The 13,305-nt window shown below is 57.6% G+C and carries 8 protein-coding genes and 3 rRNA genes (1 of these 11 running past the window's edge); 5 read left to right on the forward strand and 6 right to left on the reverse strand.

Going from position 1 to position 13,305, the window contains the following annotated elements; all coding sequences use genetic code 11:
- From LAB08_RS00575 to rrf (LAB08_RS00585), 3 genes are all read left to right on the forward strand, one after another.
- Positions 1 to 2,074: ribosomal RNA gene (locus LAB08_RS00575) — 23S ribosomal RNA — on the forward strand; it begins 818 nt to the left of the window's first position.
- Between the two features lie 156 nt (positions 2,075 to 2,230).
- Positions 2,231 to 2,346: ribosomal RNA gene (gene rrf / locus LAB08_RS00580) — 5S ribosomal RNA — on the forward strand.
- Positions 2,347 to 2,454: 108 nt separating this feature from the next.
- Positions 2,455 to 2,570: ribosomal RNA gene (gene rrf, locus LAB08_RS00585) — 5S ribosomal RNA — on the forward strand.
- Positions 2,571 to 2,722: 152 nt separating this feature from the next.
- On the opposite strand, the gene LAB08_RS00590 is transcribed toward rrf (LAB08_RS00585), so the two are convergent.
- The 5 genes from LAB08_RS00590 to LAB08_RS00610 all read right to left on the reverse strand — a co-directional run bounded on the left by LAB08_RS00590 (position 2,723) and on the right by LAB08_RS00610 (position 9,730).
- Positions 2,723 to 3,190, reverse strand: coding sequence for an SRPBCC family protein (locus tag LAB08_RS00590; protein ID WP_096514024.1), 468 nt, complete (start codon positions 3,188 to 3,190; stop codon positions 2,723 to 2,725).
- A 29-nt stretch (positions 3,191 to 3,219) separates the two neighbouring features.
- Positions 3,220 to 6,636 (reverse strand): non-ribosomal peptide synthetase, encoded by a 3,417-nt coding sequence (locus tag LAB08_RS00595; RefSeq protein WP_096514023.1) that lies wholly within the window; start codon positions 6,634 to 6,636, stop codon positions 3,220 to 3,222.
- A gap of 13 nt (positions 6,637 to 6,649) precedes the next feature.
- Entirely contained in the window at positions 6,650 to 7,579 is a 930-nt protein-coding gene (locus LAB08_RS00600) for a diiron oxygenase (RefSeq protein WP_096514022.1), read from the reverse strand.
- A complete protein-coding gene (locus tag LAB08_RS00605) occupies positions 7,576 to 8,352 on the reverse strand; it encodes a DUF3050 domain-containing protein (RefSeq protein ID WP_096514021.1) in 777 nt (258 codons plus the stop codon). Before LAB08_RS00605 ends, LAB08_RS00600 begins: the two co-directional genes overlap by 4 nt.
- Positions 8,353 to 9,019: 667 nt before the next feature.
- Positions 9,020 to 9,730: a GntR family transcriptional regulator gene (locus LAB08_RS00610; RefSeq protein ID WP_096514020.1), complete on the reverse strand. Its 711-nt coding sequence runs from the start codon at positions 9,728 to 9,730 to the stop codon at positions 9,020 to 9,022.
- Between the two features lie 235 nt (positions 9,731 to 9,965).
- Here LAB08_RS00610 and lapG point away from each other — a divergent pair, with 235 nt between their 5' ends.
- The gene (lapG, locus tag LAB08_RS00615) at positions 9,966 to 10,631 is read left to right on the forward strand and encodes a cysteine protease LapG (RefSeq protein WP_436799349.1); all 666 of its coding nucleotides are present in this window, start codon (positions 9,966 to 9,968) and stop codon (positions 10,629 to 10,631) included.
- 14 nt (positions 10,632 to 10,645) lie between these two features.
- Positions 10,646 to 12,592 carry a cyclic di-GMP receptor LapD gene (gene lapD / locus LAB08_RS00620; protein ID WP_096514018.1) on the forward strand — a complete coding sequence of 649 codons (1,947 nt, stop codon included), beginning with the start codon at positions 10,646 to 10,648 and terminating at the stop codon, positions 12,590 to 12,592.
- Positions 12,593 to 12,748: 156 nt separating this feature from the next.
- Here the strand turns inward: lapD and LAB08_RS00625 are convergent, their stop codons facing one another.
- Complete coding sequence (locus tag LAB08_RS00625; RefSeq protein WP_096514017.1) at positions 12,749 to 13,114, reverse strand: tryptophan synthase subunit beta; 366 nt, start codon at positions 13,112 to 13,114, stop codon at positions 12,749 to 12,751.
- Between the last annotated feature and the right edge of the window lie 191 nt (positions 13,115 to 13,305).

Genomic DNA, 13,305 nt, shown 5'->3' on the forward strand with positions numbered 1-13,305 from the left:
TAGGTAGCGCCTCATGTATCACTGTAGGGGGTAGAGCACTGTTTCGGCTAGGGGGTCATCCCGACTTACCAAACCGATGCAAACTCCGAATACCTACAAGTGCCGAGCATGGGAGACACACGGCGGGTGCTAACGTCCGTCGTGAAAAGGGAAACAACCCAGACCGTCAGCTAAGGTCCCAAAGTTATGGTTAAGTGGGAAACGATGTGGGAAGGCTTAGACAGCTAGGAGGTTGGCTTAGAAGCAGCCACCCTTTAAAGAAAGCGTAATAGCTCACTAGTCGAGTCGGCCTGCGCGGAAGATGTAACGGGGCTCAAACCATACACCGAAGCTACGGGTATCACGTAAGTGATGCGGTAGAGGAGCGTTCTGTAAGCCTGTGAAGGTGAGTTGAGAAGCTTGCTGGAGGTATCAGAAGTGCGAATGCTGACATGAGTAACGACAATGGGTGTGAAAAACACCCACGCCGAAAGACCAAGGTTTCCTGCGCAACGTTAATCGACGCAGGGTTAGTCGGTCCCTAAGGCGAGGCTGAAAAGCGTAGTCGATGGAAAACAGGTTAATATTCCTGTACTTCTGGTTATTGCGATGGAGGGACGGAGAAGGCTAGGCCAGCTTGGCGTTGGTTGTCCAAGTTTAAGGTGGTAGGCTGGAATCTTAGGTAAATCCGGGATTCCAAGGCCGAGAGCTGATGACGAGTTACCCTTTGGGTGACGAAGTGGTTGATGCCATGCTTCCAAGAAAAGCTTCTAAGCTTCAGATAACCAGGAACCGTACCCCAAACCGACACAGGTGGTTGGGTAGAGAATACCAAGGCGCTTGAGAGAACTCGGGTGAAGGAACTAGGCAAAATGGCACCGTAACTTCGGGAGAAGGTGCGCCGGTGAGGGTGAAGCACTTGCTGCGTAAGCCCACGCCGGTCGAAGATACCAGGCCGCTGCGACTGTTTATTAAAAACACAGCACTCTGCAAACACGAAAGTGGACGTATAGGGTGTGACGCCTGCCCGGTGCCGGAAGGTTAATTGATGGGGTTAGCTAACGCGAAGCTCTTGATCGAAGCCCCGGTAAACGGCGGCCGTAACTATAACGGTCCTAAGGTAGCGAAATTCCTTGTCGGGTAAGTTCCGACCTGCACGAATGGCGTAACGATGGCGGCGCTGTCTCCACCCGAGACTCAGTGAAATTGAAATCGCTGTGAAGATGCAGTGTATCCGCGGCTAGACGGAAAGACCCCGTGAACCTTTACTATAGCTTTGCACTGGACTTTGAATTTGCTTGTGTAGGATAGGTGGGAGGCTTTGAAGCGTGGACGCCAGTTCGCGTGGAGCCATCCTTGAAATACCACCCTGGCAACTTTGAGGTTCTAACTCAGGTCCGTTATCCGGATCGAGGACAGTGTATGGTGGGTAGTTTGACTGGGGCGGTCTCCTCCTAAAGAGTAACGGAGGAGTACGAAGGTGCGCTCAGACCGGTCGGAAATCGGTCGTAGAGTATAAAGGCAAAAGCGCGCTTGACTGCGAGACAGACACGTCGAGCAGGTACGAAAGTAGGTCTTAGTGATCCGGTGGTTCTGTATGGAAGGGCCATCGCTCAACGGATAAAAGGTACTCCGGGGATAACAGGCTGATACCGCCCAAGAGTTCATATCGACGGCGGTGTTTGGCACCTCGATGTCGGCTCATCACATCCTGGGGCTGAAGCCGGTCCCAAGGGTATGGCTGTTCGCCATTTAAAGTGGTACGCGAGCTGGGTTTAGAACGTCGTGAGACAGTTCGGTCCCTATCTGCCGTGGACGTTTGAGATTTGAGAGGGGCTGCTCCTAGTACGAGAGGACCGGAGTGGACGAACCTCTGGTGTTCCGGTTGTCACGCCAGTGGCATTGCCGGGTAGCTATGTTCGGAATAGATAACCGCTGAAAGCATCTAAGCGGGAAACTAGCCTCAAGATGAGATCTCACTGGAACCTTGAGTTCCCTGAAGGGCCGTCGAAGACTACGACGTTGATAGGTTGGGTGTGTAAGCGCTGTGAGGCGTTGAGCTAACCAATACTAATTGCCCGTGAGGCTTGACCATATAACACCCAAGCAATTTGCGAACTCGAAAGAGACCAGATTGCGGTGTGTGAAGACGAAACGAACCGAAAGTTCGACGCTCGCAAAACACCGAATTCTATCACCTGCCCAATTTGCTGAAGCGCGGCCCGCTGGCCACGATTCGGTACCCGAATTTCTTGACGACCATAGAGCATTGGAACCACCTGATCCCATCCCGAACTCAGCAGTGAAACGATGCATCGCCGATGGTAGTGTGGGGTTTCCCCATGTGAGAGTAGGTCATCGTCAAGATTAAATTCCGAAACCCCTATCTGCGTATGCAGGTAGGGGTTTTGTTTTAGTAGAAGTCACCAATTTTCACCGGAACGTTATACTTGTAACGGGCTGGTCACAGAATTTCTTGACGACCATAGAGCATTGGAACCACCTGATCCCATCCCGAACTCAGCAGTGAAACGATGCATCGCCGATGGTAGTGTGGGGTTTCCCCATGTGAGAGTAGGTCATCGTCAAGATTAAATTCCGAAACCCCTGTCTGCTTGCGCAGACAGGGGTTTTGTCGTTCTGGGCTGCAAAAAAGCCAACCCTTGTTCAGCGGTTGGCCTTGTAGAGAAAACCGGGTGCCTGGACCCGGTAGCTCACCATCGCAGTGACATTACGCTCTGCCTTAAGCAAACATCTTCAACACGTTGTTCATCGCATCATCGGCAAAGCCCTGTACGAAATCCTTGAACCCCGGCAGAGCTTCGGCGCCTCCCTGTGCCGGTTCTGCGATGATGGTCCAGGTCGCCTCGGATTTGCCCGCACCCAGCGATTTAACCTGCATCGCCGCCCACAAGTTTGCGACACCCAACGTGTTGTAGATGGTGGTCCAGGTCATGTTCAGGGCCTGGTCGTCGCGGGAGTTGAGTTGCTCGACCACCAGGTTGCCGTCCTTGAAGAACTTCTTGCGCAGGGACGACACGCCCTCACCGGTCATCTCGATGTGCGACAGTGCAGGGATGAATCGATCGAAGCCGGCAAAGTTACCCACAACGGCCCAGACCTGCGTGGTGTCGGCAGGGACTTCCACCGAAGACACAACGTGGCAGCCTTGCGGATTCTTGATCAGGGTATCGGGTTGCAGTGTGCTCATGGTTTTGCTCCGTTCTTGGTTGGGGTGGATCAGATGAAATTGATTTCTTTGAGGTAGTCGCAGCCGCGACGCAGGAGCGCCGGGGATTTTTCCGGATAGCACGCGCCCATCTGCCGCACGCCGGCCTGGGCGTTGTCGTGGCCGATCATCGAGATGTCCCCGATGTCTTCCTCGAAGCCGTTGAGGTAGAAACCCAATACGCCAAATAACGCGTTGTCGCTGTCGACCCTGCCCAGTTGTTGCTGCCAGTCGGCGACGCTGACCATGGAAAACGCCCGACCGGCTTCACGAAAGGACGCCACATAGTTGTCCCAACTCAGTGGCTCGGGGTTGTGCAGGTTGAACACCGCTTTTTCCGGCTGATAACGGCTGGCATGGAAGGCAATGAAGCGGGCGAGGAAGTCCACCGGCATCAGATCGAAGTTCAGCGTGAACTCCGGCACCTGACCGAGCTGGATCGAGCCCTTGAGCATCAGCATCAAACGGTTCTTGTGCGGCTGGCACACACCTGTGAGGCTGTTGAAGCTGATGTTGCCGGGCCGATAGAGATTGACCCGCACACCGCGCTCCCGCGCGCGCTCGAGGACCCGCTCGCCCACCCATTTGGACAGGTTGTAGCCATTCTTGATGTAGATCGGCGGGGTTTGCGCGGCGGGCAGCTCAAGCACCTTGCCATCGGCGGACATCGTGCTGGAGGCCGAGAGTGTCGAGACGAAGTTGAAGATCTTTTTGCTGCGTCCTTCACACAATCGCAGGCACTCGAAAATCGGTTCGACGTTGTCCCGTGCCAGTGACTCATAATCGAGCACGTGATTGACGTTGGCGGCGTTGTGCACCAGTGCACCGAACTCACGATCAAGGCGCTCGTAAACTTCGTCGGTCAGCCCCAGTTGCGGGCGCGTGATGTCCGCCGCGTAAACCCGCACCCGACTCAAATCCAGATGCTCCAGCCGGTTCTCCACTAACGCCTGAGCGAAGCGCTCGGCAGCCGATTGCCCGTTACCGTCTCGGACCAGGCAGGCAACTTCGGTGGCACCCCACGCCAACAGTGCTTCGACGATGTGGACGCCGACAAAGCTGTTGGCACCGGTGACGATCACCTTATGCACATCGCCCATGCGGCTGACGGGCAATGGCTGCACCTGAAGCTCGCGCGAGGCATCGGCCAGGGCTCTTTCGCTCAACACCTCTTCGCTGCCGGAGCCACGCACCAGTGTTGCCAGTTTCGCGATGGTAGGCAGTTCGATGAAGCGGTTGATCGAAATGCTGCGGCCGAATTCTTCGCTCAAGCGCAGGAGCATTCGTGAAAGCAGGATCGAATGACCGCCGAGATTGAAAAAACTTTCGTCAGTGGAAATATCGCTGGCCGGCAACTCCAGCAGCTCGGACCAGATCTCCAGCAACAAGGTTTCATCGGCGCTGACGGGCAAGCGGCGCGTAGCCTTTTCACTGATGCTGACCGGCAGTTCCAACAGCGCCTTACGATCGACCTTGCCGCTGCTGGCGTACGGCATGCTCGCCAGCTCGGTCCAGGCGCCGGGCTGCATGTAGTCCGGCAGATAGTGCAGGGCGTGGGCCTTCAGCGCTTCGCGAGCGGCGCCGGGCCGGTTCTCTCGAGGTTGGGCGAGGAAAGCCAGAATCCGTCGCTGGCTGTCGATCACCACGGCCACCTGACCGTACAACTGGCTGTCGCGCAGGCAGCGCTCGATCTCTTCCGGCTCGACCCGAAAGCCGCGAATCTTCACCTGATTGTCGCGCCGGCCGCACAGTTCGATTCCGCCAGTGGTCCACTTCGCCATGTCGCCCGTGCGATAGGCGCGCAGGCTCTGGCCATCGGGCAGGGTCAGTTGCAGGTAGCGTTCGGCGGTTTGTTGCGGGTTGTTCAGGTAACCCAGGCATACTCCGGGCCCGACGATGAACAACTCACCGACGGTCTGCTCGATCACCGGTTGCTTTTCCTCATCGAGAATCAGCACTTGGCTGTTGGCGATCGGACCGCCCAGGGTTCGATTGTGATCGCCGGCCTGCAGTTGCCGTGCGGTAATCAGCACGGTGGCTTCGGTGGGGCCATAGAGGTTGTAGAGTTGGCCCTGACGGGTCAATTGCTCGATGACCCAGGGCTCGCAGACATCACCTCCCGTCATCACGTGATCGAGGTTGCACAGTTGCTCCAGCGGCAGAACGCTCAACAACGCGGGCGGCAGAAAGGCGTGGCTCAGGCGTTGGTGACGAATCAGATCCACCAGTTGCAGCGGATCGCGCCGCTGGTCTTCACTGGGCACGATCAATTCGGCACCTTGCAGCAAGGTCGGAAAAATATCGATCAGCGACGAGTCGAAACTCAACGATGAAAATTGCAGCGCCCGACTCTGTTCGGTGAGCTGCACATAGTCGACGTACCACGCGGTGAAGTGCGCGAGGTTGGCCTGGCTGAGCAGCACGCCCTTGGGATGGCCGGTGGTGCCCGAGGTGTAGAGCGCCATGCACGGCGCGTCGAGATCGGGGCGATGGCGCATCAGCGGTTGATCAGGATTCAACGCTTCGGCGTCGATAGCGCTGATATCCAGGCTCGGCATCTGCGCCGCCAGCGGATGCTGCCCATCATGCAGCAGCAATACCGCACCGGCGTCCGACAGGATGTACTGCTGGCGTTGCAGTGGATGGCTCGGCTCTAGAGGCAGGTACACCGCACCGCTACCCAAAATCGCCAAAATCCCCGCATACAACGCACTGCATTTCGGCAGGCAGATGCCGACCACTCTCGGGCCGTCATGCTGATCGAGCAAAGGTTGCAACCGCTGCTGAACCGCGCGGCTCAGGGCATGCAACTGGCGATAGTCGAGAGCGCTGCCGGCTACGTTCAATGCCGGTCGCCCGGCGAACTGAATGAAGCGCTGTTCAAGGCGCTCGATCACTGGCACCCGGGCGAGCTCCAGCAGCCGAGGATCTGCCGTTGCATTGAGCTGATGGACGAAAGCCAGGCTGTCGAGAAACAGCAGGTTTTCGACTCTTTCGAAATGTATGGAGGTGAGCGGTTCGGCAAGCCGAAAATACTCGGCGTCCCGCGAGTAGCGGCTGACCAGCAACGCCACATGGTCCACCAGTTCCGCCACAGCGCGCAGGCGCAGCACCTGACCGTTGCCTGAAGGTTCATCGGCGATCGGCACGCGAGTGAGCAACGTGGAATCGGCAGTGCATAACAGATCCAGCGATGGCAGGCCCGAAGCGCGTGGCAGGTCGATGCCCAGTTGCAACGTCAGGCGCGGTACATCAATGAATATCTGCCCATCCACGCTGGCATCGTCGATCACAAGGTCGGCGCGGGCCGGTGCCTGCTCGTCCAGCGCCTTCATCCGTGTCAGTGCATGACCGTGTTGTTCGAGCTCCAGCCTCAGGTCGGTCAAGGCCTGGCTTCGTCCAATGAGCAAAATATCGAGACGTCTCATGGTGTGCTCCTCGTCAAATCAGGTAGTCGTCCAGGGTGCTTTGCACGCACGGCGAATCCAGCAGCGAACTGCTACGGAAGAACCGCACGATGTTGGCCACCAGCGGATGATGGCGATTGATCGGGAAAGCCAGCCCCGACACCTCGCTCCTGAGGGCGTGGCGTGCGGCGGCGCTGATCGGCAAGGCATCGATCAGGCGGAAGTCGAAGGACTTCTGGATGTCGTTGGTCAGGTAATGGCCGATGAACACCGGCAGGATTTGCGCGATGCACTGGCGGTCGTCCTCACTCGCGGTGTGCCAGTAGATGCGCACCATCCGCGCCCAGAATCCGGAGTGCCGGCCTTCGTCGAGCAAATGGTCGGCCATCAAGCCCTTGATCGATTGCTTGACGGTGTCGTCCTTGGCGAACGCGGCGACATCGCCAGTCACGGTGTTCTCGGCAATCGCCACGCAGATCAGCTCCACGGCGCTGCGCAGGTGGGGTGGCGCAAGTGCGACGGCCGCTGGAATTGCCCGGCTCAGTTCGATTTCGTCGGGCAGGTCGATCGGTGTAATACCCGTCATGGCGATGGTCTGCTGCATGAAATCCATGGCCACCAGCGCGTGGTAATCCTCATCCACCACCACGGTCATGGCGTCGTAACGGCAAGCGAGCGGAAAGGGCACGTCGAAGCGATTCTTGGCGATGCTGCGGGCAGTCTTGTCGACGATCTCGGTTTCGAAAATCACCACGTCGTTGATGAATTTGTAGAGTGTCTGCACCAGGGCAAAGTCGCGCTGTTGCGGGCATTCGCGCAGAAACGTCTGGCTGAGCACCAGTGGTTGGCGGCTCAAGGGGTAGATCAGCTTGTCATCGTTCTCCAGCACGCGACGCGGGCGGGTGCGGATGGTGGCGCGGCTTTCCCAGGCGTCGGCGAACGACAGGTAGTCGGCAGCGTTCATGCGTTCACCTCCGCCAGTGGTTCGCTCATGCTCAGGCGTAAGCCATCCCACAAGGCGATACGACTTTCCACCGCGGCGATGGCGCTGGCATAGACGTCTTCCTCCCGTTGCGGGTCGCCATCGACCAGCCGGGCGAGAAGTTTTTCCGCGGCAGGACCGTGGTCTTCGGCGTCGACCTCAATGTGGCGTTCGAGGTAGTAGCGAAAGGTCGGGGCCTGTTCGATGCCGATGCCCCAGTCATCGAGGATGCGTTGGAACATCTGCGGAATCACACTTTCGCGACCATGCAGAAACGCTGCCGCGACGCTGTGGCCCGGGGCATGCAGCGCGGTGTGCAGCGTATGGCGCACGAATCGCGCCGCCGCCGGGTCGACGTCGACACTTTGCAGCGCTACGTCATAACTCACGCCTTCCTGTTGCAGCGCCACGAAGCGTTCGACGGCGGCGGTGCTGGCACCGACTTCACGCATGGCATCCAGGTACAACTCGAAATGGCTGTAGTGTCCCCGGGTCGGGCGGTCATCGGACTCTTCACCCAGCACGATCTCATTGATCAGTCGCGCTGCCTGCGGATCACTCGGTGGCAACCAAGGCAGGTGCGTGCAGGTCAGCTCCTGTTGCAGTCGCTTGGTTAATGACATGAAGTCCCACACGGCAAAGACATGGGTTTCCATGAAGCGTTGTAAGACGGCCAGCGAGTGGATTTCGGAGAAAATCGGGTGTGCACTCAATTCGGATTTTTTTTGTTCGAGATATTCTTTAGTGGGTTTCATGAGCAAGCCTTTTAAATAGTCGAATGTCAGCGGTGATCACGGCTGGTTGATGTTTTAAGTTTTCTGCTGGCGAGCGGGTGCCTCAAACCAATCGATCTCTGATAGTTGGTTTCAGAACGGGTATTAATGGTTGTTCGGCCAGCATTCATTGGCGGCGTAGAAAAGTTAGTACACAAATAAAGTGCTGATCAAGTTATTTTATTAATATTTATTTGTTTAACTTTCTCTGGCGTGACAAGTTCCAATAAAACTTTTCATATAAGTTTTATTTGGGTGTAGTTACTCCTTCCGTCTTATATAAGCCAGAATTTAAATGAAGAGTGAATGCCTCACTCGAAGCAACTTTCCAATGGAATCCGTCGAGGTGATCTGAGGGGGATGGAAGTTGGCCGGGGCAATGCCGTGTTCTTCCGTTCCCGTGACAAGGCTCCTTCCGTAGGTTCCTGGTGCGGGGACTGCGCCACTGTTGCGGTGCGTCACCCATTCATTGGTTGTCGGCACCCCAAGAGTGAGCGTAATTCAAGGCAGCCGCTATCACCGGGGCGTGCGAGTCGGGGGAGGGTTTATAGGAGGGAAAAATGTAAGCGGATAGTTCGCCGAACTGGTTTTTTGCAGGAGCAAGCGGTGCGGCGATCCGACTTGCTTCTGCAGGTTCGGGGCGTGTGCTCTACTTCGAGGTGTTTCTGTTCTTGGCTTCAGGGCTATTGAGGTAGCGTGTAATGACCTCGACCCCTCGATTGAGATGATTTTCGAGCAGTTTCACGGAACCTTCGACGTCCCGGTTTTCGGCGGCGCGCAACAGGGCCCGGTGATCTTCCTGGGATAACTTGCCCAAGCCCATGGCTTCCAGATTGAAGCGCAGAAAACGTTCTTCCTCGTTCAGCCCATCTTCGACCAGTTTCAGCAGCCGTTTATTGGGTGCCTTGCAGTACAGTGACATATGGAAAAGACGGTTGAGCCGGCCGATTTCCGTGTAGTCGTGTTCCGTTTCCAGCTCGTCGATGTAGCGGGCTGATTGTTCGAGATCCGCCGTATCCAGCAGCGGGACCGACAGCCTCAGTGCCTCGGACTCCAGCAGGATCCGCAGGGCATAGGTTTCCGCGGCATCGCCCTGAACCAGTGGTGCGACCACGGCGCCTTTATGGGCAATCACGTTGAGTAATGCTTGTGCTTCGAGTTGGCGCAAGGCTTCGCGCACCGGCATGCGGCTGACACCAAACAGGTCGGCCAGATCTTGTTGGCGCAGTGCAATACCGCAAGGCAGGCGGCCATCGAGAATAGCCGAACGCAAGGTTTCTTCGATAACCGAGCGAGCCAGGTGCGCGGGAATCGGCCCGTTGACCTTGATACTGCTGAGAGGGTTGGGCTTTTGTGTCACTACAACGCACCCTGATTGACTGAATAATTTTGGATCCAACTGACACTAGTAACAGCCTGACGGCTTGTCAAACGCGCAACAGAGCGCCTTTCCTTCAGTTTAGCGCGCCATCGATGATCTCACCGTGCCATTGTTTTTTAACAGGCTACCCTACACCATCAACCGACTCCCATTTGCCTACCCTGGATGCCTTCCGTTGGCGGTATGTTTCCCTGCTTCCCGGATTTTGCGTTGGCTGTGCGGCGCATTGCTGCTGGCCGGTGTGATGCTGGGCGATGTACTGGGCGATGGGCAGGCCGATTGGGACTTTTCCCTGATCAGCCGCCGGGCGCAGGCATTGTACGGGCCTTTGGGCGAAGGACAGCAGCGTATTGATGATTGGAAACACTTGTTGGCCTCCCAGAAGCAGGTCAGCGAGCTGGAGCAACTGAACCGGGTCAACCGGTTCTTCAATCAGCGAATGCGCTACGTCGAGGACATCGACCTCTGGCACCAGGTCGATTACTGGGAGACCCCGATCGAAGCCTTGTGGAAAGGTGCCGGCGATTGCGAAGACTACGCGATCGCCAAGTACTTCAGCCTGCGCCATCTCGGCGTTGCCAGCGACAAGTTGCGCATCACCTATGTAAAGGCGTTGCGCCTGAATCGCGCGCACATGGTGTTGACCTACTACGCAAGCCCCGACGCCATGCCGCTGGTGCTCGACAGCCTGATCGACACGATCCAGCCGGCCAGCCAACGTACGGATTTGCTGCCGGTCTACGCTTTCAATGCACAAGGGTTGTGGTTACCGGGTGCCAAGGGCAACCAGAAGGTCGGTGACACCAAGCGCCTGTCTCGCTGGCAAGACGTGTTGAAGAAAATGCAGGCAGAAGGATTTCCGGTCGAGACGATTAATTAGGAGCACGCCCACAGATGTCTTTGTTCAAACAGCTGTTGATCGCAATCTGTCTGTTCCTGGTCGTCGCCTTCACCGGCAGCTTCATGGTCAGCCTGGAGAGTTCTCGTACTCAGTACGTCAACCAGTTGCGATCCCACGCCCAGGACGCCGCGACGGCGCTGGCGCTGTCCCTGACACCGAACATCGATGACCCGGCAATGACCGAATTACTGGTCAGCTCGATCTTCGACAGCGGTTACTACGCGAGCATCCGGGTGGTCGACCTCTCCAACGACAAGACGCTCGTCGAGCGCAGCGGTATCCCGGCAGATACCCGTGTACCGGGCTGGTTCGTCCGAATGATCGGCCTTGAACCTGCCGGCGGCGATGCGATCGTCAGTCGCGGCTGGGAGCAGGCTGCGCGGGTCGAGGTGGTCAGCCACCCGATGTTCGCCCTGGCCAAGCTGTGGCAGAGCGCGCTGGGCAGTCTGGTGTGGTTACTGATCTGCGGCGTGGTCAGTGCGATTCTGGGGGCGCTGTTGTTGCGTCGGCAATTGAAACCGCTCGATTACATGGTCCACCAGTCCCATGCCATTGCCCGCCGCGAATTCCTCAGCCTGCCGCAACTGCCGCGCACGCCTGAACTGAGGCGAGTGGTGCAGGCCATGAACCAGATGGTCGAGAAGCTCAAGGCATTGTTTCAGGAGCAGGCCGAACGCAGTGAAAAACTGCGGGTCGAGTCCTATCAGGACAACCTGACCGGGTTGGCCAACCGTCGCTATTTCGAGATGCAATTGAACGCTCGGGTGAGCAATCCTGAACAGGCCAGCTCTGGTTACTTGCTGCTATTGCGGGTTCAGGATCTGGCGGGCCTCAACCAGCGCCTGGGCGGCCAACGCACCGACGAATTGTTGCGGGCGGTTGGCGAGCAGCTGTCGCGCGAATGCGCCCGCTATCCGGCAACGCAAAACCTCGTTACGCGGATTCGGGGTGGCGAATTTGCCGTGCTGGCGCCGGGGCTGATGCGCGAAGAAGCGCTGCAGCTGGCGCAGCACCTCGACACGGCCCTGACCAGCCTGCATGCGACCGGCGCCACCGACGTGGCCTCGGTCGCCGCGATCGGGTTGGCGCCGTTTGTCCATGGTGATGCGCCGCAAGCGGTGCTCGGGCTGGCGGATCAGGCATTGGCGCAGGCCGAAAGCAAGGTCGATTCGAATTGGGTCTGTCTGGATCATAGCGCCCTGGCCGGTGTCGGCGATGATCATCATGCCTGGCACAACCTGCTGGATCGGGCGCTGAAGCAGCGGCAGTTCGCATTGTTTTTCCAGCCGGTGGTGGCCAGTCAGGACACACAACAGGTCCTGCACCACAAAGTACTGTCGCGCCTGATCGACGATCAGGGCCAGAGCATACCGGCGGGGCGCTTCCTGCCGTGGCTGCAGCGGTTCGGCTGGGCCGCGCGGCTCGATCGTCTGATGTTGGAGCTGGTGCTCGAGCAAATGGCCGATCATGAAGAGTCGCTGGCGCTGAACCTGTCTTCAGCCACCCTGGAAGATCCGCAGGCATTGAATGCGCTCCTTGAGCTGCTGCGTTCGCATTCCAGCCTGGGACCACGGCTGACCCTGGAAATCGGTGAAGAACAATTGCCGGGGCAAGCCATGCTTGAGGACCTGACGCGGCGATTGCGTGGGCTGGGGTTCTCGTTGAGCCTGCAACATTTCGGCGGGCGTTTCAGCATGATCGGCAATCTCGCCCGGCTCGGGTTGGCGTATCTGAAAATCGACGGCAGCTACATCCGCGCAATCGATCAGGAAAGCGACAAGCGCCTGTTCATCGAAGCCATCCAGCGTGCGGCGCATAGCATCGATTTGCCGTTGATTGCCGAACAGGTCGAAACCGAAGGTGAGCTGGCGGTGATTCGGGAGATGGGGGTGTATGGGGTTCAGGGGCGGTTGGTGGGGGGGCCGAAGCCTTGGCAGTAAGGCTTGGAATTTGAGCCGCATGTGATGCCGCCATCGCGGGCGAGCCCGCTCCCACAGATTTTGCGTCGAACACAAGTCCTGTGATCGCCACCACTCCCTGTGGGAGCGGGCTTGCCCGCGATGGCGACGGCACAGTCAGCGAAGAAGTTGAAACCTTCAGATATACCCCTCTTCATCATCATCAACCAAATGACTCAACCCGCCCAACGCCTCCCGGGCCTGGGTCCGGTCCATGAGCTTGGCTTGTGCAGGATCCGGCAAGTCAGTGACCAGGATCACGCCTTTGCTGATCAACACTTCGATCAAGTCGTCGAGTACCCGGATCATTTCCAGGTCGCTCTGCTGGAGCTGCTTGAGTTGTTTAATCTGCTTGAGCTGTTTGAGGCTGGTGGCCATGACTTCATTGGCGAACCAGGCCTGGAGGTCAGGGTGGTCGGTCGGCAGCGTTTCCGTGGATTCGGCGTAGGCTTGTGTTTCGACGCGCGTCAGTTTTCCTTCTGCATTGCGTTGCACGTAGAACATGGAGCATCCCTCGGAAGTGAATCGCGTCATGCTGTCAGCCAGCATAGTCAATATCGCGCCAGTAAATGGCACCTCTCACATCCCGCTCAATAACTCTCGCACTAAAGGTTCGCGGATCGTTGCTGTCTGTTTATAACTAACACATTGATTTAAAACATATATGTCTAAACCGCCAAAAACGACACCTATAA

The sequence above is a fragment of the Pseudomonas izuensis genome, assembly GCF_002356535.2.
In the GTDB taxonomy this organism is placed as follows: domain Bacteria; phylum Pseudomonadota; class Gammaproteobacteria; order Pseudomonadales; family Pseudomonadaceae; genus Aquipseudomonas; species Aquipseudomonas izuensis.

Coding starts and splice junctions, on each gene's coding strand:
- LAB08_RS00590 (WP_096514024.1), bottom strand. CDS start 3,190: ATGAGCACACTGCAACCCGATACCCTGATCAAGAATCCGCAAGGCTGC.
- LAB08_RS00595 (WP_096514023.1), bottom strand. CDS start 6,636: ATGAGACGTCTCGATATTTTGCTCATTGGACGAAGCCAGGCCTTGACC.
- LAB08_RS00600 (WP_096514022.1), bottom strand. CDS start 7,579: ATGAACGCTGCCGACTACCTGTCGTTCGCCGACGCCTGGGAAAGCCGC.
- LAB08_RS00605 (WP_096514021.1), bottom strand. CDS start 8,352: ATGAAACCCACTAAAGAATATCTCGAACAAAAAAAATCCGAATTGAGT.
- lapD (WP_096514018.1), top strand. CDS start 10,646: ATGTCTTTGTTCAAACAGCTGTTGATCGCAATCTGTCTGTTCCTGGTC.
- LAB08_RS00625 (WP_096514017.1), bottom strand. CDS start 13,114: ATGTTCTACGTGCAACGCAATGCAGAAGGAAAACTGACGCGCGTCGAA.